The organism is Limnohabitans sp. T6-20 (assembly GCF_003063505.1).
Classification (GTDB): domain Bacteria; phylum Pseudomonadota; class Gammaproteobacteria; order Burkholderiales; family Burkholderiaceae_C; genus Limnohabitans_A.
The window spans coordinates 30,566-55,442 of record NZ_NERW01000003.1 but is presented as its reverse complement, the minus strand read 5'-3'; the positions used below and the strand labels follow the sequence as shown (position 1 = coordinate 55,442).

At 59.9% G+C, this 24,877-nt stretch carries 27 protein-coding genes and 1 tRNA gene; 20 read left to right on the top strand and 8 right to left on the bottom strand.

The genetic code is table 11. The features are described 5' to 3' along the window. The first annotated feature begins 52 nt into the window (after positions 1–52). From rpsF to rplI, 4 genes are read left to right on the top strand one after another with little or no spacing between them, the layout of a single operon-like run. Positions 53–418: a 30S ribosomal protein S6 gene (rpsF, locus tag B9Z33_RS11295; RefSeq protein ID WP_108287150.1), complete on the top strand. Its 366-nt coding sequence runs from the start codon at positions 53–55 to the stop codon at positions 416–418. Positions 419–435: 17 nt separating this feature from the next. Continuing rightward, the gene (gene priB, locus B9Z33_RS11290) at positions 436–723 is read left to right on the top strand and encodes a primosomal replication protein N (RefSeq protein WP_108287149.1); all 288 of its coding nucleotides are present in this window, start codon (positions 436–438) and stop codon (positions 721–723) included. A 14-nt stretch (positions 724–737) separates the two neighbouring features. Beyond that, positions 738–1,019 carry a 30S ribosomal protein S18 gene (gene rpsR / locus B9Z33_RS11285; RefSeq protein WP_019427495.1) on the top strand — a complete coding sequence of 94 codons (282 nt, stop codon included), beginning with the start codon at positions 738–740 and terminating at the stop codon, positions 1,017–1,019. A gap of 11 nt (positions 1,020–1,030) precedes the next feature. Then, positions 1,031–1,483, top strand: coding sequence for a 50S ribosomal protein L9 (gene rplI, locus B9Z33_RS11280; protein ID WP_108287148.1), 453 nt, complete (start codon positions 1,031–1,033; stop codon positions 1,481–1,483). Between the two features lie 66 nt (positions 1,484–1,549). Here rplI and B9Z33_RS11275 read toward each other — a convergent pair whose 3' ends face one another. Beyond that, the gene (locus B9Z33_RS11275; protein ID WP_108287147.1) at positions 1,550–3,073 is read right to left on the bottom strand and encodes a helicase HerA-like C-terminal domain-containing protein; all 1,524 of its coding nucleotides are present in this window, start codon (positions 3,071–3,073) and stop codon (positions 1,550–1,552) included. A gap of 71 nt (positions 3,074–3,144) precedes the next feature. On the opposite strand from B9Z33_RS11275, the gene B9Z33_RS11270 reads away from it, so the two are divergent. Genes B9Z33_RS11270 through rng form a run of 9 tightly spaced genes read left to right on the top strand, consistent with a single transcriptional unit; the run spans position 3,145 to position 10,752 of the window. Then, positions 3,145–3,870 (top strand): YebC/PmpR family DNA-binding transcriptional regulator, encoded by a 726-nt coding sequence (locus B9Z33_RS11270; RefSeq protein WP_108287146.1) that lies wholly within the window; start codon positions 3,145–3,147, stop codon positions 3,868–3,870. A gap of 9 nt (positions 3,871–3,879) precedes the next feature. Next, positions 3,880–5,160 carry a phosphoribosylamine--glycine ligase gene (gene purD, locus B9Z33_RS11265; protein WP_108287145.1) on the top strand — a complete coding sequence of 427 codons (1,281 nt, stop codon included), beginning with the start codon at positions 3,880–3,882 and terminating at the stop codon, positions 5,158–5,160. A gap of 15 nt (positions 5,161–5,175) precedes the next feature. Next, positions 5,176–5,832 carry a 1-acyl-sn-glycerol-3-phosphate acyltransferase gene (locus B9Z33_RS11260; protein ID WP_233252811.1) on the top strand — a complete coding sequence of 219 codons (657 nt, stop codon included), beginning with the start codon at positions 5,176–5,178 and terminating at the stop codon, positions 5,830–5,832. A gap of 23 nt (positions 5,833–5,855) precedes the next feature. After that, positions 5,856–6,776 carry an oxygen-dependent coproporphyrinogen oxidase gene (gene hemF, locus B9Z33_RS11255; RefSeq protein WP_108287843.1) on the top strand — a complete coding sequence of 307 codons (921 nt, stop codon included), beginning with the start codon at positions 5,856–5,858 and terminating at the stop codon, positions 6,774–6,776. Next, complete coding sequence (gene nadD / locus B9Z33_RS11250; protein WP_108287143.1) at positions 6,767–7,408, top strand: nicotinate (nicotinamide) nucleotide adenylyltransferase; 642 nt, start codon at positions 6,767–6,769, stop codon at positions 7,406–7,408. The genes hemF and nadD overlap by 10 nt, the downstream gene beginning before the upstream one ends. Further along, positions 7,408–8,151, top strand: a complete 744-nt coding sequence (rsfS, locus tag B9Z33_RS11245) for a ribosome silencing factor (protein WP_108287142.1) — start codon at positions 7,408–7,410, stop codon at positions 8,149–8,151. Before nadD ends, rsfS begins: the two co-directional genes overlap by 1 nt. A 6-nt stretch (positions 8,152–8,157) precedes the next feature. Then, the gene (rlmH, locus tag B9Z33_RS11240; RefSeq protein WP_019428759.1) at positions 8,158–8,625 is read left to right on the top strand and encodes a 23S rRNA (pseudouridine(1915)-N(3))-methyltransferase RlmH; all 468 of its coding nucleotides are present in this window, start codon (positions 8,158–8,160) and stop codon (positions 8,623–8,625) included. After that, the gene (locus B9Z33_RS11235; protein WP_108287141.1) at positions 8,622–9,224 is read left to right on the top strand and encodes a nucleoside triphosphate pyrophosphatase; all 603 of its coding nucleotides are present in this window, start codon (positions 8,622–8,624) and stop codon (positions 9,222–9,224) included. Before rlmH ends, B9Z33_RS11235 begins: the two co-directional genes overlap by 4 nt. 55 nt (positions 9,225–9,279) lie before the next feature. Further along, entirely contained in the window at positions 9,280–10,752 is a 1,473-nt protein-coding gene (gene rng / locus B9Z33_RS11230; protein WP_108287140.1) for a ribonuclease G, read from the top strand. Positions 10,753–10,770: 18 nt separating this feature from the next. Here rng and msbA read toward each other — a convergent pair whose 3' ends face one another. Beyond that, on the bottom strand, positions 10,771–12,546 hold the full coding sequence (gene msbA / locus B9Z33_RS11225) for a lipid A export permease/ATP-binding protein MsbA (protein ID WP_108287139.1): 1,776 nt from the start codon (positions 12,544–12,546) through the stop codon (positions 10,771–10,773). A 99-nt stretch (positions 12,547–12,645) separates the two neighbouring features. Between msbA and tolB the strand changes: the two genes are divergently transcribed. From tolB to B9Z33_RS11190, 7 genes are all read left to right on the top strand, one after another. After that, complete coding sequence (gene tolB, locus B9Z33_RS11220) at positions 12,646–13,938, top strand: Tol-Pal system beta propeller repeat protein TolB (protein ID WP_108287138.1); 1,293 nt, start codon at positions 12,646–12,648, stop codon at positions 13,936–13,938. Positions 13,939–13,976: 38 nt separating this feature from the next. Continuing rightward, positions 13,977–14,513 (top strand): peptidoglycan-associated lipoprotein Pal, encoded by a 537-nt coding sequence (gene pal, locus B9Z33_RS11215; RefSeq protein ID WP_108287137.1) that lies wholly within the window; start codon positions 13,977–13,979, stop codon positions 14,511–14,513. A gap of 5 nt (positions 14,514–14,518) precedes the next feature. Then, positions 14,519–15,292 carry a tol-pal system protein YbgF gene (gene ybgF, locus B9Z33_RS11210; protein ID WP_108287136.1) on the top strand — a complete coding sequence of 258 codons (774 nt, stop codon included), beginning with the start codon at positions 14,519–14,521 and terminating at the stop codon, positions 15,290–15,292. 16 nt (positions 15,293–15,308) lie between these two features. After that, positions 15,309–16,427, top strand: a complete 1,119-nt coding sequence (locus tag B9Z33_RS11205; RefSeq protein WP_369916738.1) for a YeeE/YedE family protein — start codon at positions 15,309–15,311, stop codon at positions 16,425–16,427. Continuing rightward, positions 16,424–17,212: a ThiF family adenylyltransferase gene (locus B9Z33_RS11200; protein ID WP_108287135.1), complete on the top strand. Its 789-nt coding sequence runs from the start codon at positions 16,424–16,426 to the stop codon at positions 17,210–17,212. The genes B9Z33_RS11205 and B9Z33_RS11200 overlap by 4 nt, the downstream gene beginning before the upstream one ends. Before the next feature lie 45 nt (positions 17,213–17,257). Then, positions 17,258–17,333, top strand: a tRNA-Lys gene (locus B9Z33_RS11195). Positions 17,334–17,424: 91 nt separating this feature from the next. Next, positions 17,425–17,676, top strand: coding sequence for a hypothetical protein (locus tag B9Z33_RS11190; protein WP_108287134.1), 252 nt, complete (start codon positions 17,425–17,427; stop codon positions 17,674–17,676). A gap of 96 nt (positions 17,677–17,772) precedes the next feature. On the opposite strand, the gene B9Z33_RS11185 is transcribed toward B9Z33_RS11190, so the two are convergent. From B9Z33_RS11185 to B9Z33_RS11160, 6 genes are all read right to left on the bottom strand, one after another. Beyond that, a complete protein-coding gene (locus tag B9Z33_RS11185; protein WP_108287133.1) occupies positions 17,773–19,782 on the bottom strand; it encodes an ATP-binding cassette domain-containing protein in 2,010 nt (669 codons plus the stop codon). Positions 19,783–19,843: 61 nt separating this feature from the next. Next, a complete protein-coding gene (gene prmB, locus B9Z33_RS11180; protein ID WP_108287132.1) occupies positions 19,844–20,746 on the bottom strand; it encodes a 50S ribosomal protein L3 N(5)-glutamine methyltransferase in 903 nt (300 codons plus the stop codon). Further along, on the bottom strand, positions 20,743–21,915 hold the full coding sequence (gene dapE / locus B9Z33_RS11175; protein ID WP_108287131.1) for a succinyl-diaminopimelate desuccinylase: 1,173 nt from the start codon (positions 21,913–21,915) through the stop codon (positions 20,743–20,745). The genes prmB and dapE overlap by 4 nt, the downstream gene beginning before the upstream one ends. A 3-nt stretch (positions 21,916–21,918) precedes the next feature. Beyond that, positions 21,919–23,133 carry a succinyldiaminopimelate transaminase gene (gene dapC, locus B9Z33_RS11170; RefSeq protein ID WP_108287130.1) on the bottom strand — a complete coding sequence of 405 codons (1,215 nt, stop codon included), beginning with the start codon at positions 23,131–23,133 and terminating at the stop codon, positions 21,919–21,921. A gap of 36 nt (positions 23,134–23,169) precedes the next feature. Beyond that, the gene (locus B9Z33_RS11165; protein WP_108287129.1) at positions 23,170–23,994 is read right to left on the bottom strand and encodes a carbohydrate ABC transporter permease; all 825 of its coding nucleotides are present in this window, start codon (positions 23,992–23,994) and stop codon (positions 23,170–23,172) included. Continuing rightward, a complete protein-coding gene (locus B9Z33_RS11160) occupies positions 23,991–24,869 on the bottom strand; it encodes a carbohydrate ABC transporter permease (RefSeq protein ID WP_108287128.1) in 879 nt (292 codons plus the stop codon). Before B9Z33_RS11160 ends, B9Z33_RS11165 begins: the two co-directional genes overlap by 4 nt. Between the last annotated feature and the right edge of the window lie 8 nt (positions 24,870–24,877).

Here is a 24,877-nt window from a genome sequence, read left to right as displayed (position 1 = left end):
AGACGCTGGGGGCGGCTTTTCCAACCTTTTGGGTTAACCGCAAGGAGTCTCAATGCGTCATTACGAAATCATTTTGCTGATCCATCCCGATCAGTCCGAACAAGTTCCAGCCATGCTGGAGCGTTACAAAGGCATGATCACTGCCGGCGGTGGCAGCATCCACCGTGTTGAAGACTGGGGCCGTCGTCAGTTGGCATACCAGATCAACAAGCTGGGCAAAGCCCACTACCTGTGCGTGAACATTGAAGCCGACCAAGCGGTCATGGCTGAACTGGAGCACGCCTTCAAGTTCAACGATGCTGTTTTGCGTCACCTGACTGTGCTCAAGAAGAAAGCCGACACCGCTCCTTCATCGATGATGAAGACTGTTGAGCGCGAAGAAGCCCGCAAGTCACAACAAGCCGAATTCGCCGCTTGATACTGACCTGTTGAGGAGTGAACCGTACTGAACTGACCGCCTGTATTGCCGAGCAAGCTGCTTTGCGATACACACCCGCCGGTTTGCCCGCTCTGGATTTGATTCTGGAGCACGCCTCTGAATTACAAGAGGCAGGACAAAACCGCAAAGTCCAGCTCAAGCTTCGTGCCTTGGCCTTCGGGTCTCAGGCTGAAACGCTGGTCAAGCAAGCGGTAGGCAGTGTTTGGACGTTCAAAGGCTTTTTGGCCACCCCTCGACAAGGCAAAAGTGTCGTGTTGCACATTCAAGAGTTTCAGCAAGATTAATTTCAGGAGGCCCCATGGCCACGTTCAAAAAATTCAACAAAGACAAGCGCCCAAAGCGCAACACCCAGTCACTGCTGTTCAAGCGCAAGCGTTTCTGCCGCTTCACAGTCACTGGCGTCGAAGAAATCGACTACAAAGATGTGGACACCTTGCGTGACTTCATCGCCGAAAACGGCAAGATCATTCCTGCACGCCTGACTGGCACCCGTGCCATTTTCCAGCGTCAGCTCAACACAGCCATCAAGCGCGCACGCTTCCTGGCCATGTTGCCCTACACCGACCAGCACAAAGTCTAAGGAGTCCAACCATGCAAATCATTCTGCTCGAAAAGGTTGTGAACCTGGGTAATCTGGGCGATATCGTCAAAGTCAAAGACGGCTACGCTCGCAACTTCTTGATCCCACAAGGCCGTGCACGCCGCGCCACCGAAAACAACAAGGCTGAGTTCGAAGCTCGCCGTGCTGAACTCGAAAAAGCCGCTGCTGCCAAGTTGGCCGAAGCCCAAGCCCAAGGCGAAAAGCTGGCTGGTTTGGTGGTCAAGTTGTCGCAAAAAGCCGGTGTGGATGGCCGTTTGTTTGGTTCCGTGACCAACAACGACATCGCCGAAGAGTTGAACAAACAAGGCTACAAGCTGGTCAAGTCCCAGATTCGCATGCCTCACGGCCCCATCAAAACTGTGAGCGAATCCACTGTTGCAGTGGCTTTGCACACCGACGTGGTGGTGGACGTGACGGTGACTGTGTTGGGCGAAACAGCCTGATCGTCGTCAGACCCTCTGCAAAAACCGCCGTGTGCTGCACACGGCGGTTTTTTTCGCCCCTCGAATTTAGCGGCGTCGACTGGAGCCCAGCAAACCACCCAGCACCCCGCGCACGATTTCACGCCCGATGGCCGAGCCCACGGTGCGCACGGCACTTTTGACCACCATCTGGGCCACACCATCGCGCTGACCACCGCGCGGGCCGGTCGAGCCAAAAATCAGATCCGACAGACCGCCCATCAACCCGCCTTCTTGGCTTGCGGGTGCGGGGGCTTGACCCGGTAAACCGCTGCTGGCGACGCCGTTGCTTGCTGCGCCTTGTCCCTTGATCTTTTCGTAGGCCGATTCCCGGTCCTGCGTGCTCTCGTAAACCCCTGCCACCAAGGACCCTTGCAGCAAGGCTTGTCGTTGCGCGGGTGTGATGGGCCCCAATTGGCTGGCTGGGGGCAACACAAACACCCGTTCGGTTTCACAGGGGCGTCCCTTGGCGTCCAGCAAGCTCACCAAGGCCTCCCCCACGGCCAGCTCGGTGATGGCGGCCTCAATGTTCAAGCCAGCTTTGGGGCGCATGGTCTGCGCGGTAGCAGCCACGGCTTTCTGGTCTCTGGGCGTGTAGGCGCGCAAGGCGTGCTGGACACGGTTGCCCAGTTGACCCAACACGCTGTCAGGAATGTCCAGTGGGTTTTGGGTGACGAAATACACCCCTACACCTTTGGATCGGACCAGGCGAACCACCAATTCGATGCGCTCGACCAGTGCGGCTGGGGCGTCCTTGAACAGCAAATGGGCCTCGTCAAAGAAGAACACCAGTTTGGGCTTTTCGGGGTCGCCAATTTCGGGCAGAACCTCAAACAGCTCGGACAACATCCACAACAGGAAAGTTGCGTACAAACGCGGGGAATTCATCAGCTTGTCGGCTGCCAGGATGTTCACCACGCCCAGGCCTTGGGCGTCGGTTTGCATGAAGTCTTCGATGTTGAGCATGGGCTCACCAAAGAACTTGTCGCCCCCTTGGCTTTCAATCTGCAGCAGTCCGCGCTGAATGGCCCCAATGCTCGCGGCGCTGATGTTGCCGTATTCGGTGGTGAAGTTTTTGGCGTTGTCGCCGACATGCTGCAGCATGGCCCGCAGGTCTTTCATGTCCAGCAGCAGCAGGCCATTGTCATCGGCGATCTTGAACACCAGATTCAGCACACCCGCTTGGGTTTCGTTCAGGCCCAGCATGCGGGTCAAGAGCAACGGGCCCATGTCCGAGATGGTGGCGCGCACCGGATGACCTTGTTCGCCAAAAACGTCCCACAAGGTGGTGGGGCAGGCCATGGGTTGGGGCAGGACAATGCCCCGGTCTTTGAGCACGGCCGCCAGTTTTTCGCCGATTTTGCCGGGCTGGCTGATGCCGGTCAGATCGCCTTTGACGTCGGCCATGAAGACCGGCACGCCCAAGCGCGAGAAGTTTTCGGCCAGGGTTTGCAGTGTCACGGTTTTGCCGGTGCCAGTGGCCCCGGTGATCAGGCCATGGCGATTGGCAAGACCCGGCAACAGGTGGCATGGGGTCTGCGCATTTTGTGCAATCAGCATCGGTTCAGCCATGTTTGTTTTTCTCCCGCTTGTGAAAAGTAAAATCCAGCCTGTAGATTAAATCAACATTCAAGGAATTCCCGATGGCTGGCCACAGTAAATGGGCAAATATTCAGCACCGCAAAGGGCGGCAAGACGAAAAGCGTCAGCGCATCTGGACCCGGGTGGTCCGTGAAATCATGGTGGCAGCCCGAACGGGTGGCGGCGATGTCAGCGCCAATCCGCGCTTGCGCTTGGCCATCGAGAAGGCCAAAGCGGCCAACATGCCCGCCGACACCATCAAGCGCAATGTGGACAAGGCCACCGGCAACCTGGAAGGCGTGAGCTACGAGGAAATCCGCTACGAAGGCTATGGCATTGGGGGGGCTGCCATCATTTTGGACACCATGACCGACAACCGTGTGCGCACGGTGGCCGAAGTGCGCCACGCTTTGAGTAAACACGGCGGCAACCTGGGGACCGAGGGTTCGGTGGCCTTTCAGTTCAAAAACTGCGGACAGCTGATTTTTGCCCCGGGCACCAGCGAAGACCAAGTCATGGAGGTGGCCCTGGAAGCGGGTGCCGAAGACGTGATCACGGACGAGGAGGGTGCCATCGAGGTGTTGACCGCACCCGCAGATTTTGAGGCCGTGAAGAACGCACTGGAGGCGGCCGGTTTGGTGGCCGACATGGCCGAAGTGACCATGCGGGCAGAAAACAGCATTGCCCTTTCGGGAGAAGATGCGGTCAGAATGCAGAAGTTGCTGGATGTGCTGGAAGACTTGGACGATGTCCAAAACGTTTTCCACAACGCTGAATTTGAAGATTAAGGACGTTTGATGAAAGTATTGGTAGTCGGCAACGGTGGCCGTGAACACGCGATGGCCTGGAAACTGGCGCAATCGCCCAAAATTCAGCAGGTTTATGTGGCGCCTGGTAACGGCGGCACGGCCAGAGACCCCCAGCTGATCAATGTGCCGATCAGCGATTTGGCGCAATTGCGCCAGTGGGCGATCGACAACAGCATTGGTTTGACCCTGGTGGGTCCCGAGGCCCCTCTGGCCGCAGGCATCGTGGACGATTTTCGTGCGCACGGTCTGCGCATTTTTGGCCCCACGCAGGCCGCAGCTCAGCTGGAAAGCTCCAAGGCGTTTTCCAAAGCCTTCATGCAGCGCCACGGCATTCCCACGGCCGAGTTTGACACCTTCACCGATGCCGCCTTGGCCCACGCCTATGTGGACCGCAAAGGTGCGCCCATCGTGGTCAAGGCCGATGGCTTGGCCGCAGGCAAAGGTGTGGTGGTGGCCATGAGCTTGGCCGAGGCCCATGAAGCCATCGACTTCATGTTGCAGGGCAACACTTTGGGCGTGGCCCACAACGCAGGCGGTGCCCGTGTGGTGATCGAAGAGTTTTTGCAGGGCGAGGAAGCCAGCTTCATGGTTTTGTGCGATGGCAAAAACGTGACGGCGCTCGCCACCAGCCAGGACCACAAGCGCTTGCTGGATGGCGATGAAGGCCCCAACACCGGCGGTATGGGCGCTTATTCGCCTGCACCCGTGGTGACGGCCGAAGTGCATGCCCGCGCCATGCGCGAAGTCATCTTGCCCACCATCCGGGGCATGGAAAAGGACGGCATTGTCTACACCGGCTTTTTGTACGCCGGCTTGATGATTGACCCCCAAGGGCGCGTCAAAACCCTGGAGTTCAACTGCCGCATGGGCGACCCTGAAACCCAGCCCATTTTGATGCGCCTGAAATCAGACCTGTTGGACGTGCTTTTGGCTGCGACCTCTGAGGGCTTGGAGCAGCTGGAGCTGGAATGGGACCGCCGGGTGGCCCTGGGCGTGGTGATGGCTGCTGCCGGTTACCCCATGAACCCGCGCAAAGGCGATGCCATCACAGGCCTGCCCAAAGACGAAGAAGAGGCCATGGTGTTCCATGCAGGCACCACCGAAAAAGAGGGCCAAATCTTGACCTCGGGTGGCCGTGTCTTGTGTGTCACGGCATTGGCCGATTCGGTGCGCCAGGCGCAACAAAAGGCCTACCAGGCTGCCAGCACCATCGTCTTTGATGGCATGCAAATGCGCAAAGACATTGGCTACCGCGCCATCAAGCACTGATGGGGCGTTCTGTTCATGTCTTTTCCAACTCCTCACCCTGTTCAATTCAAGGGCTCGCGCTTGGCGCTCTGGGCCTTGCGCGCCTTGGGCTGGCGTGTGGCGTTCAATGGCTTTCCCGCCTTGCAGGGCGTGGCCATCGTCTACCCGCACACCAGCAACTGGGATTTTCCGATTGGAATGCTGGCCAAATGGGCCTTGGGCATTCCGGCGCATTTCTGGGGCAAAGACTCGCTGTTCAAGTTCCCCTTGATCGGCACCTGGATGCGTTGGGTGGGCGGCATTCCGATTGATCGCAGCTCTTCCAAAGGGGTGGTGGGTCAGATGGTCCATGTGTTCGAGCAACACAAGGAAAACCAGCAATTGCTTTGGCTTGGCCTGGCCCCGGAGGGCACACGCAGCCTCACGCCTGGCTGGCGCAGTGGTTTTTACCAGGTGGCCTTGGGCGCGCAGGTGCCATTGGCCTTGGTCAAGCTCGACTGGGGCAACCGTTGCTTCAGCGTGGTCGACTTTTACGAGCTCACTGGGCAAGTCGACGAGGATTACGCCCACATGGCGCAAGTGTTCGAAGGCGTCAAGGGCTTCCATGCTGACCAAATGGGCCCGATCGTGCCCTGGAGTCCGCAGGCGACCTCTAAGGCGTCTGTGACACCTTCTGCCGCAAACCCCTCCTGATTTCCATGGCGAAAGACCAGTACATGAGCACTTCGTTTGAACTCGACACGGTTAAAAACTACCTGGTGGGTTTGCAGTCCCGCATCACCGGGGCTTTGACCGACATCGATGGCACGCCGTTTTTGGTGGACGCCTGGCAAAAAGAGCCGGGGGACAAACTCCAGGGCAATGGCATCACCCAAATCCTGGAAGGCGGACCGGTGTTTGAGCGTGCCGGTTGCGGTTTTTCGCATGTCAGCGGGCCGCAGCTGCCCCCTTCGGCCACGCAGCACCGGCCTGAGTTGGCTGGCTCGGCTTTCGAGGCCATGGGCGTGTCGCTGGTGTTTCACCCACGCAACCCCTTCGTGCCCACTGTGCACATGAATGTCCGCATGATCGCGGCCAAACCCGAGGGCAAAGCGCCTGTCGCTTGGTTTGGCGGCGGCATGGACTTGACGCCTTATTACGGCTTTGACGACGATGCGGTGCATTTCCACCAGACCTGCAAGGATGCGCTGACGCCTTTTGGCGATGGCCTGCACCCGCGCTTCAAGACCTGGTGCGATGACTATTTTTGCAACAAGCACCGCCATGAGCAGCGGGGCGTGGGCGGCATTTTCTTTGACGATTTTTCCGAGCTGGGCATGGACCAAAGCTTCGCCATGCTGCAAAGCGTGGGCGATGCCTTGTTGCCCGCTTACATGCCGATCGTGCAACGCCGCAAAGACATGCCCTATGGCGAGCGCGAGCGCGACTTTCAGCTGTACCGCCGGGGCCGCTATGTCGAGTTCAACCTGGTCTGGGACCGGGGCACGCATTTTGGCTTGCAGTCGGGTGGTCGCACCGAATCCATTCTGCTGTCCATGCCCCCGGAGGTGCGTTGGTCGTACCAGCGGCAAGACGAACCCGGTTCGCCCGAAGCGCGCTTGTTGAGCCATTTTTTGTCCCCCAAGGATTGGGTTTGAACCTGCCTGCAGTCCAAAGGCTGGGGGTTTTTGGCGGGGCTTTTGATCCGCCGCATTGGGCGCATGTGGCTTTGGTGGAGGCCGCTATCGCAGAACTTCAGCTGGACCAGGTGCGCGTTTTGCCCACAGGGCAGGCTTGGCACAAAACACGCCCTTTGAGTGATGCGGCTCACAGACTGGCCATGGCCCGAATGGCTTACCAGCACCTGCCGCAAGTGGTGGTGGATGCGCGTGAAATCGGGCGTGCCGGGCCCAGCTACACGGTGGACACATTGCATGAATTGCAAACTGAATTCCCGCAAGCACAGCTCTATTTGTTGCTCGGGGATGACCAGCGGCGGTCCTTGCCATCTTGGCACCAGATCGACGAAATTGGGCGCATCGCTATAATCTGCGCCGCAGGGCGTGATATGGCCGTGCGTGCCTGGAATGAAAAGTCGGGTACGTCACAGACACCGACGCCCCTTTCTGACACGCTGCAAGCGCGCATTCGGACTCTGGAGATGCCGCTGATGCCTCACAGTGCCACGGACATCCGTGAGCTGCTAGCCAAAGAGCAGGCCATTTCAGGCCTGGTGCCCCCCGCTGTTGAGCGCTATATTCACGAACACCACCTTTACAGGCCCCATTGATGACCGAAAACGCTGCCAAAAAAGACATTCAGAAACTCCAGCGAGCCATTGTGGACGCCTTGGAGGACGTCAAGGCCCAAGAAATTCAGGTGTTTGACACCGAGCACCTTTCATCCTTGTTTGAGCGGGTCATCATTGCATCGGGCACTTCGAACCGACAGACCAAGGCCTTGGCCGCCAGCGTGCGCGACAAGGTGCGCCATGCCGGTTTTGGCAAACCCCGCATCGAAGGCGAAGACAACGGTGAGTGGATCATTGTGGATTGCGGCCCAGCCGTGGTGCACGTCATGCAGCCCACCATCCGCACTTACTACAACCTGGAAGAGATTTGGGGCGGCACGCCTGTGCGCCTGAAATTCGGTGCGCCCAAACCCGTCGCCACCGCCGAGGTCAAAGGCCACATCAAGAACTCGGTGGCCCAAAAAGCGACCACCAAAGCGCCAGCCGCCAAAAAGACCGCAGCTAAGCCTGCAGCCAAAGCCAAACCCGCCTTGAAGGCTCCTGCCAAAACAGCTAAGCCTGCGGCCAAAGTGGCAGCCAAAACGTCTGCGAAGACTTCTGCAAAAGCAGCGACCAAGTCGCCCGTCAAAACGGCAGCCAAGTCGGCCACCAGCAAGCCCACGGTGAAAACGGTGGGCAAGCCTTCGGCCAAACCCGCCGCCAAAGCGGCCAGCAAAACGGCCGCCAAAAAAGCACCCGCCCGCAAGGCGGTGCAAGCTGCGACCCGCCGCAAAGCCGATTGATCCTGCATGAAGCTGCTGATCGTTGCGGTCGGCCTGCGTGTGCCTGACTGGGCTCAGACCGCCTGGGACGACTACGCCAAACGTTTTCCGCCTGAGCTCAAGGTCGAGCTCAAGGCCGTGAAAACCGAGCCCCGAGGCTCCAAAACCCTGCCAACCCTGTATGCCGCCGAGCGCCAGCGCATCGAAGCGGCCATTCCGCGGGGCACCCGCATCGTGGTGCTCGACGAACGCGGCACCAACCTCACCACCCAGGCCTTGGCCACACGCCTGACCAGTTGGCAGTTGGGGGGCGACGATGTGGCGCTGGTGATTGGTGGCCCCGATGGCTTGGAGCCCGAATTCCGGCAAGCCGCGCACGAGCGCATCCGCTTGTCCGACATGACCTTGCCCCACGCCATGGCCCGGGTGCTGTTGATTGAGCAGCTGTACCGCGCCTGGTCCATCAACGCCAACCACCCCTACCACCGCGAATGAGCGACTTCATCTACCTGGCCTCCCAAAGTCCGCGCCGCAGCCAGTTGCTGGCCCAGATTGGCGTGGCCCACACCTTGTTGCTGGCAGGCCCTGAAGAAGATGCCGAATCTCTGGAAGAGGTTCGCGGCAGCGAGGCACCTGGCCGCTATGTGGCCCGTGTCACGGGGCTGAAGCTCGATGCGGCTGTGCAACGCCTGAAGCGCCAGGGTTTGCCTGCTGCGCCTGTGCTGTGTGCGGACACCACCGTGTGTTTGGGGCGTGACATTTTGGGCAAACCAGCCGACCCCGCCGATGCCATGCGCATTTTGAAAATGCTCGCGGGCCAGACCCATCGGGTGTTGACGGCCGTGGCGGTGCAAAAAGGCCGCCAGCGCGTGGCGGCGGTGTCCGAGTCGTGGGTGCGTTTTGCGCTCATGACACCTGCTCAGATCAAGGCCTATGTGGCCTCAGGTGAGCCCATGGGCAAGGCTGGGGCTTATGGGGTACAGGGCAGGGCGGCTGCCCATATTGAACAGATCCGTGGCAGTTATTCAGGCATCATGGGCTTGCCGCTTTTCGAGACTGCCACTTTGCTGCGCTCGGTGGGCGTTCGTTGCTAAGCCTCTGGCCATGACGGCTGGTGCCGTTTTCATGTTCCCAACCTGATTTACCTCGATGCAACAAGATATTTTGGTCAATTGGTCGCCCCAGGAAACCCGGGTCGCTGTAGTCGAGTTCGGATCGGTGCAAGAGCTGCACGTCGAACGCACGCTGGAGCGTGGTTTGGTGGGCAATGTGTACTTGGGCAAAGTGGCCCGGGTGTTGCCGGGCATGCAGTCCGCCTTCATCGACATCGGTCTCGACAAGGCCGCGTTTTTGCATGTGGCCGATGTCTGGCAAAAACATGCCGAAGGCGAGACCTCCGCCGCTCGCACGGGGCAACCCCTGGTGCCGATTGAAAAGCAGGTGTTTGAAGGTCGCGCCATCATGGTGCAGGTCATCAAGGACCCGATGGGCACCAAGGGTGCCCGTCTGTCCACGCAAATCAGCATTGCCGGACGCCATCTTGTTTTCTTGCCGCAGGACGACCACATTGGTGTGTCGCAAAAAATACCTTCCGACCAACGTGATGCGCTGCGCCAACGGCTGCAGGCTTTGGTGGGCGCAGACGGTGGCGGGTTCATTTTGCGCACCAATGCCGAAGACTCCAGCGACGAAGAGTTGCAAGAAGACATTGCCTACCTCCGCAAGACCTGGGCCCGCATCAAAGAGGCATCCCTGCGTTTGCCGCCAGCCTCCTTGTTGCACCAGGACCTGACCTTGCTGCAGCGTGTGTTGCGCGACTTGGTGGGGGAGGCCACCCAAAGCATCCGCATCGATTCACAAGAGCAGTTTGCCAAGCTGGTGGCTTTTGGTCGCGAATTCATGCCCAAAGCGGCCGAACGCCTGCAGCTTTACAAGGGCGAGCGGCCGATTTTTGATCTGTATTCAATCGATGAAGAGATCGCCAAAGCCTTGGGTCGTCGGGTCGACCTGAAATCTGGCGGCTACCTGATCATCGACCAAACCGAAGCCCTGACCACGGTGGACGTCAACACGGGCGGCTATGTGGGGGCGCGCAATTTTGAAGACACCATCTTCAAGACCAATCTGGAGGCGGCACAAGCCATCGCCCGCCAACTGCGTCTGCGCAACTTGGGTGGCATCATCATTGCCGACTTCATTGACATGTCCCGTTCTGACCACCAAGACGCGGTGCTGGCCGAGTTCCGCAAGCAATTGGCGCGTGACCGCGTCAAGACCATGGCGGGTGGTTTTTCGTCATTGGGTTTGCTGGAGATGACGCGCAAGCGCACCCGCGAGTCTTTGGCCCACATGCTGTGCGAGCCGTGCCCGAGCTGCTCAGGCAAAGGGATTGTCAAAACTGCCCGATCGGTGGTTTATGACATCTTGCGCGAAATCCTGCGCGAAGCCCGGCAATTTGACCCACGCGAGTTTCGTGTCGTGGCGGCATCGGCGGTCATTGATTTGCTGCTGGACGAAGAAAGCCAGCACTTGGCGGGTTTGTCGGACTTCATCGCCAAGCCGATTTCGCTGCAGGTGGAGCCCGCCATGGGCCCTGAGCAATACGACATCGTGCTGCTCTGAGTGACGCCGCTCAGGGCCTTAAGCTTGCGCCTCGCTGGCCCACTCGCCCCGGTTGTGCAGCCGGGCATAAGCTCCGCCTGAGGCCAGCAAGCTGGCCGGGGCGCCTTGTTCAACAATTTGGCCGCGCTCCATGACCACCACGCGGTCAGCATGCTCAATGGTGGACAAGCGGTGCGCCACGATCAAGGTGGTCCGGCCTTGCATGAGTTTTTGCAAAGCGTCCTGAACCAGCCGCTCGGACTCGTTGTCCAGCGCCGAGGTTGCTTCGTCCAGAATCAAAATGGGTGCATCTTTGTAAAGCGCGCGCGCAATCGCCAGGCGCTGGCGCTGGCCACCAGAGAGCTGGTTGGCGTTGTGGCCCAAAAGCGTGTCCATGCCTTGCGGCAGTTGTGAGACATGGTCCCACAGGTTGGCAGCTTCCAGGCAAGCCTGAATTTGCGCTCGATTGGCGTCGTGCCCGAGGCAAACATTGGCCGCGATCGTGTCGTTGAGCATCACGACATCCTGGCTGACCATGGCAATTTGACGCCGCAAACTGTCCAAAGCCCAGTCTTCGATTGGCACGCCATCGATGCACACGCGGCCAGCAGTGGCTTGCACAAAGCGGGGGAGCAGTTGGATCAGGGTGGTTTTGCCAGCCCCCGATGTGCCGACCAAGGCCACGGTTTCGCCCGGCTCGACTTTGAGGTTGACGCCAGACAAGGCGGCTTGGCCATCGGGGCTGAATTGCAGATGCACGTCTTGCCATTCCACCGCACCTTGGGCGCGGAGGCTGGTGTATGTGCCTTGTGTCTCTTCCTTGGCTTCATGAATCAAGGCCAAGCCTCTTTCGAGCGCCGCCAGTCCACGGGTGATGGGGCTGGATATTTCTGCCAGTCGCTTGATGGGGGCGACCAACATGAGCATGGCGGTGATGAAGGCGACAAACCCCCCCACGGTGGCACCCGATGCGCCGTTTTGACTTTGGTAAAGCGCGATCACCAGCACCATGGACAAAGACAGCGCCGCCATGATTTGGGTCAATGGGGTCATGGCCGCAGAGGCCACGGTGGTCTTGAGTGCCAGCCGACGAAGCACCTGAGCCAGTTGGCCAAAACGCGCCACTTGGTGGGCCTGCCCGCCTTGCAAACGCACGACTCGGTGCGCCAGCACGTTTTCTTCGACCACATAAGCCAGGTTGTCGGTGGCGGTTTGGCTTTCTTTGGTCAGCTTGTAAAGACGGCGCGAGAGCGCTTTCATGATCCAGCTGAGGCCCGGTGCCACGGTGAAAACCACCAGCGTGAGCTTCCAATTCAGCCACATCAGATAGCTCAGCAAGGCGATCAGCGTGAAGCCGTCGCGGGCCAAGGCAATGACCGCCGAGACCAACTGCGAGGCCCCGTTTTGGACTTCGTAAACCAGGGTGTTGGACAGGGCGCTGGCCGATTGCCTGGAAAACAGCGATAAATCGGCCTTCATGAGCTGCGAAAAAAGCTGGGATCTGAGTTTTTCCATCCCGTCGTTGGTCAATCTTGACAGGGCGTACTGGGCGATGAAGTTGGCCACCCCACGCACCGTGAAAAGGCCGACCACAGCCGCCGGAATGGCCCACAAAGGCAATTTGTTTTCTGCGAAACCTTTGTCCAGCAAGGGCTGAAACAAAGCTGGAATCATCGGCTCGGTCAATGCGGCCATGAGGGTGGCCAGAACCGCTACGCCCCAAATGCCCGGCTGGCTCCCGAAATAAGGTGCCAGTCGCCGCAATCGGTCCCGGATGCTGGACTGGGAAGAGGGAGAAGATGGGGTCTGGCTCATGGCCTAGATTGTAAGTAGGGCCATGGATTCAGCCGCAGAAAATGGATTTCTACGGTGTACGATCACGGCTTCCGCGATTTGAATGGTCACCACATTGACATGAAGCTTGTTTTTTTGCGCATTGGCCTGTTCTCATGGCTGTTGAAGCTGCTGGTTTTGACCACCCTGGCGGTGCCCGCTTGGGCTCAATTTCGCGTGGAAGTCACAGGCGTGGGCATGACCCAACTGCCGGTGGTGATTGCACCCTTCAAAGGCGAGGCCACAGCGCCACAAAAACTGGCCAGCATCGTGCAGGCCGATCTGGAGCGCAGTGGGCAGTTCAAGGGCCTGGCCGCTGGCTCTTCCGCGCTGGACGAAATGAGCCGCCCCGACTGGTCGACTTGGCGTCAACTGTCTGTCGAGGCTTTGGTGGCGGGCTCGGTGACACGCTTGGCCGATGGCCGGTTTGATGTGCGCGCCCGCCTGTGGGATGCGGTCAAAGGCCAGGAAAAAGGCGATTTCAAGGACACGGTTTCTGCGGCAGAGTTGCGTTTGTCGGCACACCGCTTGGCCGACTGGGTTTACCTGCAGTTGACCGGTACCCCGGGGGCTTTCGCCTCGCGCATCAGCTACGTGACCAAAGCCGGTGGCCGGTACTCTTTGTGGATTGCCGACTCTGATGGCGAGAGTGCCCAGTCGGCTCTGAGCAGCCCGGAGCCCATCATTTCACCCTCGTGGTCGCCCAGTGGCACCCATTTGGCTTATGTGTCATTTGAGCAGCGCAAACCCGTGGTGTATGTGCATGAGCTGGCCACTGGCCAGCGCCGCCCAGTGGCCAACTTCAAGGGCTCCAACAGTGCGCCGGCATGGAGTGCCGATGGCAAGTCCTTGGCCGCAACGCTCAGCCGCGATGGTGGCTCTCAGCTTTTCCGTATCGATCTGAATGGGGGTGAGCCTCGCCGCTTGTCGTCATCGGGGGGCATCAACACCGAACCCGCTTTTTCGCCGGATGGCAGTGCCTTGTTTTTTGTCAGCGATCGAGGCGGAAGCCCGCAGATCTACCGCATGCCCGCGCAGGGCGGTCCCGCAGAGCGGGTGACCTTTGCCGGCTCTTACAATATTTCCCCTGCACTCAGCCCGGATGGGCGTTGGTTGGCTTATGTCTCTCGTGTGGGCGGTGGCTACCGCTTGCAATTGATGGAGCTGGCCACCAACAAGGTCACTGAGTTGACCGATACATCGGCCGATGAGCGCCCCAGCTTTGCGCCCAACAGCCGGATGTTGGTGTACGCCACGGTTTTCCAGGGCCGTGAGTCCTTGATGACCACCACACTGGATGGACGCATCAAAGCCCGTTTGGCGGGGCAAGGTGGTGATATCCGCGAGCCCCATTGGGGCCCCGTGCGCAAATAAATTTTCGAACAATCACTTTTAAATTGAAGAGGTAAACCATGACAAAGAAATTTTTGGCCAGTTTGTTGTTCGCAGCGCTTTTGGCGGGTTGCGCATCGGGTGTGAAACTGGACGACGTGCCTGTGGAAGACAAGTCGGCTACATCGTCCGGCGCGTCCACGCAAGGCATTGGCAGCAACCCCAGCGGTGCACAGACCGGTGTGGCCGGGGTGGTGGTGGAGAAGTCGGCTTCGGGCACCGGGCCAGTGGGCGTGGCGCATGTGGTTTATTTTGACTACGACAGTTTTGTGGTTCGCGCCGAAGCGCGTCCTGTGATCGAAAGCCATGCCCGCTTTTTGCAAACCAACAAGCAGCGCAAAGCCAACCTTGAAGGCCACACCGACGAGCGTGGCGGTCGTGAATACAACCTGGCATTGGGACAAAAACGTGCAGAGGCCGTGCGCCAGGCATTGAGCTTGTTGGGCGTGCCTGAGAGCCAGTTGGAAGCCGTCAGCTACGGCAAAGAAAAGCCCGCAGCACAAGGTTCATCTGAGTCCGATCTGGCTAAAAACCGCCGCGTCGAAATCCGGTACTGAAGACCATGAAGACGCTGGCCATTTTTGGGCGTGCAGGGCACCGACTTGTTTGGGTCCCTGTTTTGTGGGCTTTGATGGGGACCGCTCAGGCGGGACTTTTTGATGACGATGAGGCCCGCAAAGCCATTCTGGATCTGCGCCAGCGTGTGGAGCAATCCAACACGGCGATCAAAGGCCTGACCGATGAAAATGCCCAGCTGCGGCGCTCGTTGCTGGATTTTCAGGGGCAAATTGACGGATTGAAGGTCGAACAGTCTCAACTCCGTGGTGCTCAAGAGCGCTTGGCGCGCGATCTGTCTGAGGCGCAGTTGAGCCAAAAAGACATGGTCAATGGCGTGAACGAGCGTTTGCGCCGTTTTGAGCCTGTGAAAGTCAGTGTGGACGGCGCTGAATTCATGGCCGAACCCGCAGAAAAACGAGATTACGAAGCGGCCATGGACATTTTCCGCAAAGGTGATTTTGCGGCGGCGCAAGTGGCCTTGGGTCAATTTGTTCAGCGCCATGGCAAAAGCGGTTACGCGCCTTCGGCATTGTTCTGGCTGGGCAATGCTCAATATGCCAACAAGGACTACAAAGACTCGATGGCCAATTTTCAGCAAATGCTGAAAGTTTCGCCCGCACATGCCCGTGCGCCTGAGGCGATGCTGGCCATCTCCAACGTTCAGATCGAATTGAAGGACCTCAAGGGTGCCCGTAAAACGATGGACGAGTTGGTCAAGGCCTATCCGGCATCAGAGGCTGCCGCCACCGCGCGCGACCGCCTGGCGCGCTTGCGCTGAGCCCAAGGGCATTCGGGTGATCACGCTCGAGCAGCTCCAGCTTCAGACCCTGCAGGTTTTGGGGCTGACAGGGGTGTTGTCGGTCTTGGCGGGCGGGTTGTTTCATCGCAGCCACTTTTGCACTTTGGGCGCCATCAGCGACTGGGTGATCATGGGCGATGCCAACCGGGCCAAGCAATGGGCGGTGGCCCTTGCCGTGGCCATTTTGGGTTTTGGCGGGATGTCCTCACTCGGTTGGGTCAGCCCTGTCAACACCATGTATGGCAACACGCAGCTCCCCTGGCTTTCTTTGTGGCTGGGCGGTGCGCTTTTTGGTTCGGGCATGGTGCTGGGCTCGGGCTGCACCAGCAAGTCACTCGTTCGGCTGGGCGCTGGTAATTTGAAGTCACTGGTGGTGTTGATGGCCATGGGCATATCGGCCTTGGCCGCCCTGCGCGGTTTGACGGCCGTGTGGCGGGTCCATTCCATTGATCTGTTGACCGTGGGCACTGGGCCTGGCCCGTTCTTGGGGCAATGGCTCGCCCACCTCACAGGGCTGACGCCGTCTTGGGCGGGCTGGGTCTCGGCTTGTGGGGTGTCCGGACTGCTTTTACTTTGGGTTTTCAAAGACCGCCGGACACTGGACCGATCTGCGGTCTTTTCGGGGGTGGGCATCGGGGCCATCGTGGTCGCACTGTGGTGGGTCAGTGGGGTTTTGGGTTTTGTGCCAGAGCACCCGCAAACACTGGAGCCCGCATTTTTGGCCACAGCCAGTGGGCGCATGGAGTCCATGAGTTTGACGGCACCTGTGGCTTTCGTGCTGGATGCGTTCATGTACTTCAGTGATGGCGGCAAGCGGTTGAGTGTGGGCATGGTCATGGTGATTGGCTTGTTGCTAGGGGCCTTTTGCAGCGCGCGATGGCAAGGCACATTCCGGTGGGAAGGCTTTACGCAAACCGCAGACTTGGGCCGTCACCTGTTGGGTGGCGCGCTGATGGGCATGGGCGCTGTCATGGCCATGGGTTGCAGCATTGGACAAGGCTTGTCGGGCTTGTCATCCCTCAGTCTGGGCAGTTGCATTGCCGTGTTCGGGATTGTTTTGGGCGCGGTGGCGACCTTGCATTGGCAGATGTACCGCGCGGAGGTATTGGCATGAGCGATACACCCCTTCAGGATGACATCGACGAACGCCGTTTTGGCGGTTTGCAACGTTTGTATGGCGTCTCAGGTGCGCAGCGAATTCGCCAAGCGCATGTGGTGGTGGTGGGCATTGGTGGCGTGGGGTCATGGGCTGCTGAAGCGTTGGCCCGCAGTGGCATTGCGCGCCTGACTTTGATCGACATGGACCACATTGCCGAGTCCAACATCAACCGCCAGATCCATGCGCTGACCAGCACGGCGGGGCAAGCCAAGGTGGATGCCATGCGCGAACGCATTGCCTTGATTCACCCTGACTGCCAGGTGGATGCCATCGATGAATTTGTCACGCCCGAAAACTGGCCTGATGTTTTGCCGTGCCTGCCGGATGCGGTGATCGATGCTTGCGACCAGGTCAAGGCCAAGGTGGTCATGGCCCAGTGGGCACTTGAAAACAAAGTGGGCTTCATCACGGTGGGGGCCGCTGGCGGCAAGCGCCTCGCACACAAAGTGGATGTTGATGACTTGTCAAAGATCACCCACGACCCTTTGTTGGCTCAGGTGCGCTACCGCTTGCGCAAACACCATGGCGCAGCCAAGGGCGACAAGCGCATGGGCGTTCAAGGTGTTTTCAGCCGTGAATCGGTGGCGCCGCCTGATGCGTCTTGCGCCATCGAAGGCGACGGCACGCTCAATTGCCATGGTTATGGATCGGTGGTCAGTGTGACGGCAACCTTTGGCATGTGCGCGGCTTCAGAAATTTTGAATTTTTTGGCAGCGGGCGCTCAGAAGGCCAAAAAATAACGCTATAATTTGAGTCTTGCTACAGTGCACAAACAGTGTAGCAAAGGGACCATAGCTCAGTTGGTAGAGCAGCGGACTTTTAATCCGTTTGTCGTGGGTTCGACCCCCGCTGGTCCCACCAAAAAACTAAAAAGCACTTTGTATCTCGGTACAAAGTGCTTTTTTCATGGGCGCACGTGTCGTGAACCCGGACCCCCATCGAAAGAGCACCCATGAGCACCGAATTGAACAGCCAAAGCGAATTGAAAAAGATGGCGCTGTGCGAGCCTTGTTCAGGCATTCAGCGCAATTGGCGTCGTGCACCTGGCCATGCAGAGTTGGTGCAGGGGGCCAACCGCAAGGAGCAGCGCGAGTCAGGTCAAGCGACCATCACCTCTTACCGTTGCGACCGCTGCGGCACGGCGTGGGAATACGAAAACAACAAAGCCGATCAGCACGCAGGCTGGTCTGTGGTGGGCGGATAAAGCCTGTTGAACGGGCCGCAGCACAGCGGTCTTGACGCCAAAAAAAGGGGGCCCATTCTCATGGGCCCCCTTTGTTTTTGGATGGGCTGATGGAACTCAAGCCGTTTCTTCGAGCAAATGCGTCAACTCAAGCCAACGCTCTTCCAAGGAGCTCACCTCATCCGACAGGGCTTTCAGGCGCCGACCCGCTTCGGCGATTTCTGCGGGGGGCAGGGGCGAACTCAGTTGTTGTTCGAGCTGGCTTTTCTCTGCCTCGATGCTGGCCATGCGTTGCTCGTTTTGTTCCAGCTCGCGCTTCAAGGGGCGTGTTTGCGCGGCCAGTTGCTGGCGCTTTTGGGCATCGAGTTTGCGTTGTTCGGCGCTGCTGATGCCCGGTGTGCTGATGGTCGCCACGGGCGCGGCCACGGCCGCGACAACAGGCGCAGGGATTTCAGCCGCAGGTGTTGGCACCGAAACAGCGGTATCGCGGGCGGCATTTTTGGCCACTTCACGCAGACGCTTGGACTCTTCCAGCAGGTACTTCTGGTAATCGTCCAGGTCGCCATCAAACGGCTCGACCTTGCCCCGGCCCACCATCCAGAACTCGTCGCACACGGCGCGCAGCAAGGCGCGGTCGTGGCTGACCAGCATGACGGTGCCTTCAAACTCGTTGAGCGCCATCGACAGCGCCTCTCGCGTGGCCAGGTCCAGGTGGTTGGTCGGCTCGTCCAACAACAGCAAGTTGGGTCGCTGCCACACGATCATGGCCAGCACCAGGCGGGCTTTTTCGCCACCGCTCATGGAGCCCACGGCCTGCTTGACCATGTCGCCTGAGAAGTTGAAGGTGCCCAGGTAATTGCGCAGGTCTTGCTCGCGGCTGGGTTCGCCGCTGTTGGGGCCCAGCTCTTTGGCCAGGCGGATCATGTGCTCCAGCGGGTTGTCGTTCGGGTGCAGCACATCCAGTTCTTGCTGTGCGAAGTAACCAATGTTCAGGCCCTTGCCTTCAGTCAGCGTGCCCGCCAGCAGCGGCATGGTGCGGGCAATCGTCTTGACCAAAGTCGACTTGCCCTGACCGTTGGCCCCCAAAATGCCGATGCGTTGGCCCGCCAGAACCGATTTGCTGACACCTTGCAAGATGGGCTTGGTGTCGCCTTCGACGGTGTAGCCAAAACTCGCTTCGCTGATGGCCAGCATCGGGTTGGGCAGGTTGTTGGGTTCCTTGAAGCCGAAGGTGAATTCCGCATCGGCCAGCAGCGGGGCCACTTTTTCCATGCGTTCGAGCGCCTTGACCCGGCTTTGCGCCTGCTTGGCCTTGCTGGCCTGCGCCTTGAAGCGGTTGATGAACTTTTGCAAGTGGGCGATCTTGTCTTGCTGTTTGGCAAACGAAGCTTGTTGCAGCTCCATCTGTTGAGCGCGCAAGATTTCAAAGCCGCTGTAGTTGCTGCCATAGCGCGTCAGTTTGGCGTGGTCGATGTGCAGGGTCACATCGGTCACCGCGTCCAGAAATTCGCGGTCGTGGCTGATCACGATCATGGTGCCCGCATAGCGTTGCAGCCAGGCCTCCAGCCAAACCAGCGCGTCCAAGTCCAAGTGGTTGGTGGGTTCGTCCAGGATCAGGATGTCGGACGGGCACATCAGCGCACGCGCCAGCTGCAAACGCATGCGCCAGCCGCCCGAAAAGCTGTTGACCGGGTTGTTCAGTTCGTCCACCCGAAAGCCCAGGCCCAGAATCAGGGCTTCGGCGCGGGGCAGCGCGTCGTGATCTCCTGCGTCGGCAAGATCCGTGTAGACGTGGGCCATCTCCATGCCGTCGCCACTTTCTTCGGCTGCGACCAGACGCTGGCGCAATTCGGCCAGGCGCGTGTCGCCTTCCAACACAAACTCGGCGGCAGGCTGGTCGGTTTCGGGCATGTTTTGCGCCACTTGCGCCATGCGCCAGGCTTTGGGCATCTCGAAGTCGCCGCCGTCTTCGTGCAGTGTGCCGTTGAACAGCGCAAACAAGGTGGATTTGCCTGCACCGTTGCGCCCGACCAGACCGACCTTTTCCCCCGGGTTGAGGGTGACCGAGGCCTGGTCCAGCAGCACTTTGGTGCCACGGCGCAGCGTGACGTTTTTGAGATTGATCATCCGTTGTCTAATTCAATGTGGGAGCGCGCCCCTGCGCGCAAAAAAACCAAGGTGGAACGTGTCATTCGGCCGCGGGGGCGGCCTCCCACAAAGTCAAAAGGGCTTCGCGCGTGATCAGCAAAACCTGATCGTCGCCCGAGCTGGTGTCCAGCCAGGCCACTTCCAGCTCAGGAAAAGCCGCGATGAAGTGCGCCACCTCGTTGCCGATTTCCAGCACCAGCACCGCGTGTTCGCTCATGCGCGATGGCGCGTCCTTGAACAGCTGGCGCACGAAGTCCATGCCGTCGGCACCGCCAGCCAGCGCCAGTTCAGGCTCGGCGCGGTATTCGGCGGGCAGCACGTCCATGCTGGCCTGACACACATAGGGCGGGTTGCACAAGATCAGGTCAAACGGACCCGGCAAGGCCGACAGACCATCGCTGTGGACCAGCTTCACCCGCTCTTGCAGCTCGTGGCGTTCCACATTGATGGCGGCCACGGCCAGCGCATCATCCGAGATGTCCGCCCCGGTGACTTGTACGTCGGGCCAGGCCAACGCCGCCAGCACGGCCAGGCTGCCGTTGCCGGTGCACAGGTCCAGCACGCGGGTGGTCTGGTCAGACAACCAGGCGTCGATCGTGCCGTCGGCCAGCACCTCGGCAATCAGGCTGCGCGGCACGATGGCGCGCTCGTCGATGTAAAACGACACGCCTTGCAGCCAGGCTTCTTGCGTCAGGTAGGCGGCGGGTTTGCGGGTGGCGATGCGCTCTTCGATCAGCGCAGCGCAGGTCGCTTGCTGCTCGGGTGTGACTGCTTGGCTTGCCACTTCGTCCAGATCGGTGTCCAGCGGCAGGCCCAAGCGCCAGAGCACCAGCCAGACGGCTTCGTCAAAGGCGTTGAGCGTGCCATGGCCAAAAGCCACGCCCGCTTGCGTGAGCCGCTCGGCCGAAGCCGCGATCAGCCCCGAAAGGGTCAGGGCGCTCATGCGGACAAGCCCGCGTTGAGTTGTTCCAGCGTTCGGCGGTAAATGGCTTTCAGCGGCGCGATGTCGGCCAGCGCCACATGCTCGTTGACCTTGTGGATGGTCGCGTTGGGCGGGCCGAACTCGATCACTTGCGGGCAAATCTGCGCGATGAAGCGACCGTCGCTGGTGCCGCCGGTGGTGGACAGCTCGGTGCTCAGGCCCGTTTCGTCGGCAATCGCTTTTTGAATGGCGGCCACCAAAGTGCCCGGCGTGGTCAAAAACGGCAGCCCGCCTATGGTCCAGCTCAACTCGTACTTCAATCCATGTTGGTCCAGCACGGCGGTCAGCCGCTGCTGCAGGCTCTCGGGTGTGGACTCGGTGCAAAAGCGGAAGTTGAAATCCACCACGCAGTCGCCGGGGATCACGTTGCTCGCACCCGTGCCCGCATGGATGTTGCTCACTTGCCAGCTGGTGGGCGGGAAAAAGGCGTTGCCTTCGTCCCAGCGAATCGCCACCAAATCGGCCAGCGCTGGGGCCAAGCGGTGGATCGGGTTGTCGGCCAGGTGCGGGTAGGCGATGTGGCCCTGAATGCCCTTGACGGTCAGCTTGCCGCTCATGGTGCCGCGTCGGCCGTTCTTGATCATGTCGCCGGTTTGCTGCACCGAGGTGGGCTCGCCCACGATGCAAAACTGTGGCGCGTCACCACGGGCTTTGAGTTGTTCACACACCACCACCGTGCCGTCGAGGGCCGGGCCTTCTTCGTCGCTGGTCAGCAAAAAGGCGATGCCCAAAGCGGGGTTGGGGTTGGCCGCCAGAAACTCTTGCACCGCCACGACCATGGCCGCCAGCGAGGTTTTCATGTCGCTCGCGCCCCGACCGAACAGCTTGCCCTCGCGGTGGGTTGGGGTAAAGGGGTCGCTGTCCCATTGCGTGAGCGGCCCGGTGGGCACCACGTCGGTGTGGCCCGCAAAAGCCAGGGTCTGGCCCGAAGTACCTACCCGCTTGGCCCACAGGTTGCGCACGCGGAAGGTGTCCGGGCCGGAGTCCATGAATTCACAGACAAAGCCCAGCGGCTTCAAGGCGTCGGCGATCAGGTCCAGGCAGCCCGCATCGTTGGGTGTGACCGAGGGTTTGGAGATCAGTTGCTCGGCCAGACGCAGGGTGTTGTGGCAGGTGTTGGCTGTGTTCATGGCTTAGACCTTGCTGGGATGGGCGCGCACAAATCGGGCGATGCGCTCGGCCGCTTCCAGGCACTCGGCGGTCTCGGCCACCAGCGCCATGCGGATGCGGCCCTGGCCCGGGTTGCTGCCGTTGAAGTCTCGTGCTAAGTAGCTGCCGGGCAGCACCGTCACGCTTTCGGCCTCGTACAAAGCTTTGGCAAATGCGGCGTCGTCGCCTTGCCAACCCACAGGCACACCGGCCCACAGGTAAAAGCTGGCATCGGGCAGTTTGACGTCCAGCACCTCGGCCAGCACGGGTGTGACTTGGGCGAACTTGGTGCGGTATTGGTTGCGGTTGTCCACCACATGGGCTTCGTCGCCCCAGGCGGCGATGCTGGCGGCTTGCACCACCGGGCTCATGGCGCTGCCGTGGTAGGTGCGGTAGAGCAAGAACTGTTTGATGATTGCTGCGTCACCCGCCACAAAGCCGCTGCGCAGTCCAGGCACGTTGCTGCGTTTGCTGAGGCTGGTGAAGGCGATCAGGCGTTTGAAGTCGGTGCGGCCCAGCTGGTGGGCGGCTTCGAGGCCGCTCAAGGGCGCTTCTTCGCGGAAGTAAATCTCGCTGTAGCACTCGTCCGAAGCGATCACGAAACCATGCTGGTCGGACAGGGCAAACAGTTTTCCCCACTCAGCCAGTGGCATGACCGCGCCGGTGGGGTTGCCGGGCGAGCAAACGAACAAAAGCTGGGTGCGGGCCCAGACCTCGGCGGGCACGCTGTCCCAGTCGTTGGCAAAGTTGCGCGCCGGGTCGCTGGGCACGTAATAGGGCGTGGCCCCAGACAGCAGGGCTGCGCCTTCGTAGATTTGGTAGAACGGATTGGGGCTGACCACGGTGGCACCGGGCCGGGTCGGGTCGATCACGGTTTGCGTGAGGGCAAACAGGGCTTCGCGCGAGCCATTGACCGGTAGCACCTGGGTGGCCGCGTCCAGCGTCAGGCCGTAACGTGTTTTGAGCCAGGCTGCGCAGGCTTGGCGCAAGGCGGGCTCTCCTGCGGTGGCGGGGTAGGCCGACAAGCCGGTGGCCACCGCCGCTTTGAGTGCTTCCTGAATGAACGCGGGCGTGGCGTGTTTGGGTTCGCCAATGCCCAGACTGATGGGCTTGAGGCTGGGGTTGGGCGTGACGCTTGAAAACAGGTGTTTCAGCCGCTCAAAAGGGTAGGGTTGAAGCTTGGCGAGAAGGGGGTTCATCCCTCGATTATCCGGGATCAAAGGGAGACCCTTCGGCTAACCCTTGACCGCACCTGCCGTGAGCCCGGTGATGATCTGCCGCGCCGCGATGAACGTGAAAATCAGCGGCGGGATGGCGATCAGGCTGGTCATGGCCATGACTTTGCCCCAGTCCACGCCCAAGTCGGTGATGAACAGGCTGGCTGCGACGGGCAGCGTGCGTGTCTGCCGATCCGTCAGCACCAGTGCAAGGATGAACTCGTTCCAGGCAATGCGGAAGGTGAAGATGGATGCCGCCGCCAATCCGGGCCCCATCAGCGGCAAGAGCACTTTGGTGAAGATCTGGAACGGGCCACAACCATCCATGGCTGCGGCTTCCTCCAGTTCGATCGGCACCTGCAGAACAAAGCCATAAAGCAGCCAAATGGTGAAAGGCAGATTGACAGCCACATACAACAGCACGAGCCCCCACAGGCTGTTGACCAGTTGCCATTCGTTCCAGATCAAGAACACGGGAATGGCCAGAACGGCCAGCGGGACCGTGCGCAGCAAGAGGGTGGTGTAGGCCACAGCCTCACGGCCCGGGAATCTGAACCGGGCCAGACCATAGGCCGCCATGCAACCGAGCACCAGCGTGATCACAGTGGACACGATGCCGACAAACAGGCTGTTGCCCAGGTAGCGGTCGAGCTTGTCTTCTTCGATCACGGCCCGGTAGTTTTCCAGCGTGGGCATGAAGATGAAGTTCAGTGGCTCGGCAAAGATGTCCACTTGCTGGCGCAAGCTGGTGGCAAAAATCACCCAAATGGGGGCCAGGCACAACAAAGCCAGAAAAATCAGGACGGTGTAATGAGAGGTGCTGATCCACCATGAGCGCTTCATTGGGGCACTCCTTTCATGGGGTTGGACAGTCGCAAGGCGCCCAGACTGAGTGCTGTGACCACCAACAACAGCAAGATGCTGATGGCAGCGGCAACGCCCAATTGCTGGCCCACAAAGGCTGTTTTGTAAATGTGCAGCGCCAGGATTTCGGTGCTGTCACCCGGGCCGCCAAACGTCAGCACATAGATCACCTCCAGCACCCGGAAGGCATCAATGAGGCGCATCATCAAAGTGATGGCAATCACATGCATGACCATGGGCAGCTTGACCCACAGTGTTTGCTGCCACCAGCTGGCGCCGTCGATGCGGGCGGCTTCGATGACGGAATGGTCAACCCCGGCCAAGGCCGCGATCATCATGATGAAGACAAAGGGCGTCCACTGCCAGATGTCGGCGATGACGATGGCCACGAAGGCCAATTGGGGGTCGGCCAGCCAGGTTTGCGCACTCAGGCCCAGCAGTTTGAGCACGGCATTGGCCAGGCCAAATTGGGCGTCAAAGATGTAGCGCCAGGTCAAGCCCACAGCGATGGGGGCAATCATCATGGGCAGGATGAACAGGGTTCTGAAAAATGACATGCCCTTGACCGGTTTTTCCAGCGCCAGGGCCAGTGCGATGCCCAGCAGCATTTCTGCCGTGACGCAGACGGCGGCAAACAGCAAGGTGGTCAGCAAGCTGTTCCAGACCCTCGGGTTACCGAAGGCCTGGACCACGTTGTCCCAGCCCACCCACTGGGCAGACGCCCAGGGCGTGCCCATGGACCAGTCGTAACCCGCCAGCTGGAAAGCGCTCAGCACCGGGTAGAGGCAGGCCGCTGCCATGACGAGCACAGCGGGGCCAATGTAGAGGGCTGCAATCCAGCGGGAGGTTTTCATGTCAAAAG

Coding starts and splice junctions, on each gene's coding strand:
- msbA (WP_108287139.1), bottom strand. CDS start 12,546: ATGAGCCAGACCCCATCTTCTCCCTCTTCCCAGTCCAGCATCCGGGAC.
- prmB (WP_108287132.1), bottom strand. CDS start 20,746: ATGAGCGCCCTGACCCTTTCGGGGCTGATCGCGGCTTCGGCCGAGCGG.
- purD (WP_108287145.1), top strand. CDS start 3,880: ATGAAAGTATTGGTAGTCGGCAACGGTGGCCGTGAACACGCGATGGCC.
- B9Z33_RS11275 (WP_108287147.1), bottom strand. CDS start 3,073: ATGGCTGAACCGATGCTGATTGCACAAAATGCGCAGACCCCATGCCAC.
- rpsF (WP_108287150.1), top strand. CDS start 53: ATGCGTCATTACGAAATCATTTTGCTGATCCATCCCGATCAGTCCGAA.
- B9Z33_RS11260 (WP_233252811.1), top strand. CDS start 5,176: ATGTCTTTTCCAACTCCTCACCCTGTTCAATTCAAGGGCTCGCGCTTG.
- rlmH (WP_019428759.1), top strand. CDS start 8,158: ATGAAGCTGCTGATCGTTGCGGTCGGCCTGCGTGTGCCTGACTGGGCT.
- rng (WP_108287140.1), top strand. CDS start 9,280: ATGCAACAAGATATTTTGGTCAATTGGTCGCCCCAGGAAACCCGGGTC.
- B9Z33_RS11270 (WP_108287146.1), top strand. CDS start 3,145: ATGGCTGGCCACAGTAAATGGGCAAATATTCAGCACCGCAAAGGGCGG.
- B9Z33_RS11185 (WP_108287133.1), bottom strand. CDS start 19,782: ATGATCAATCTCAAAAACGTCACGCTGCGCCGTGGCACCAAAGTGCTG.
- B9Z33_RS11190 (WP_108287134.1), top strand. CDS start 17,425: ATGAGCACCGAATTGAACAGCCAAAGCGAATTGAAAAAGATGGCGCTG.
- pal (WP_108287137.1), top strand. CDS start 13,977: ATGACAAAGAAATTTTTGGCCAGTTTGTTGTTCGCAGCGCTTTTGGCG.
- B9Z33_RS11160 (WP_108287128.1), bottom strand. CDS start 24,869: ATGAAAACCTCCCGCTGGATTGCAGCCCTCTACATTGGCCCCGCTGTG.
- hemF (WP_108287843.1), top strand. CDS start 5,856: ATGAGCACTTCGTTTGAACTCGACACGGTTAAAAACTACCTGGTGGGT.
- dapC (WP_108287130.1), bottom strand. CDS start 23,133: ATGAACCCCCTTCTCGCCAAGCTTCAACCCTACCCTTTTGAGCGGCTG.
- tolB (WP_108287138.1), top strand. CDS start 12,646: ATGAAGCTTGTTTTTTTGCGCATTGGCCTGTTCTCATGGCTGTTGAAG.
- rpsR (WP_019427495.1), top strand. CDS start 738: ATGGCCACGTTCAAAAAATTCAACAAAGACAAGCGCCCAAAGCGCAAC.
- rsfS (WP_108287142.1), top strand. CDS start 7,408: ATGACCGAAAACGCTGCCAAAAAAGACATTCAGAAACTCCAGCGAGCC.
- ybgF (WP_108287136.1), top strand. CDS start 14,519: ATGAAGACGCTGGCCATTTTTGGGCGTGCAGGGCACCGACTTGTTTGG.
- rplI (WP_108287148.1), top strand. CDS start 1,031: ATGCAAATCATTCTGCTCGAAAAGGTTGTGAACCTGGGTAATCTGGGC.
- B9Z33_RS11235 (WP_108287141.1), top strand. CDS start 8,622: ATGAGCGACTTCATCTACCTGGCCTCCCAAAGTCCGCGCCGCAGCCAG.
- dapE (WP_108287131.1), bottom strand. CDS start 21,915: ATGAACACAGCCAACACCTGCCACAACACCCTGCGTCTGGCCGAGCAA.
- B9Z33_RS11165 (WP_108287129.1), bottom strand. CDS start 23,994: ATGAAGCGCTCATGGTGGATCAGCACCTCTCATTACACCGTCCTGATT.
- B9Z33_RS11200 (WP_108287135.1), top strand. CDS start 16,424: ATGAGCGATACACCCCTTCAGGATGACATCGACGAACGCCGTTTTGGC.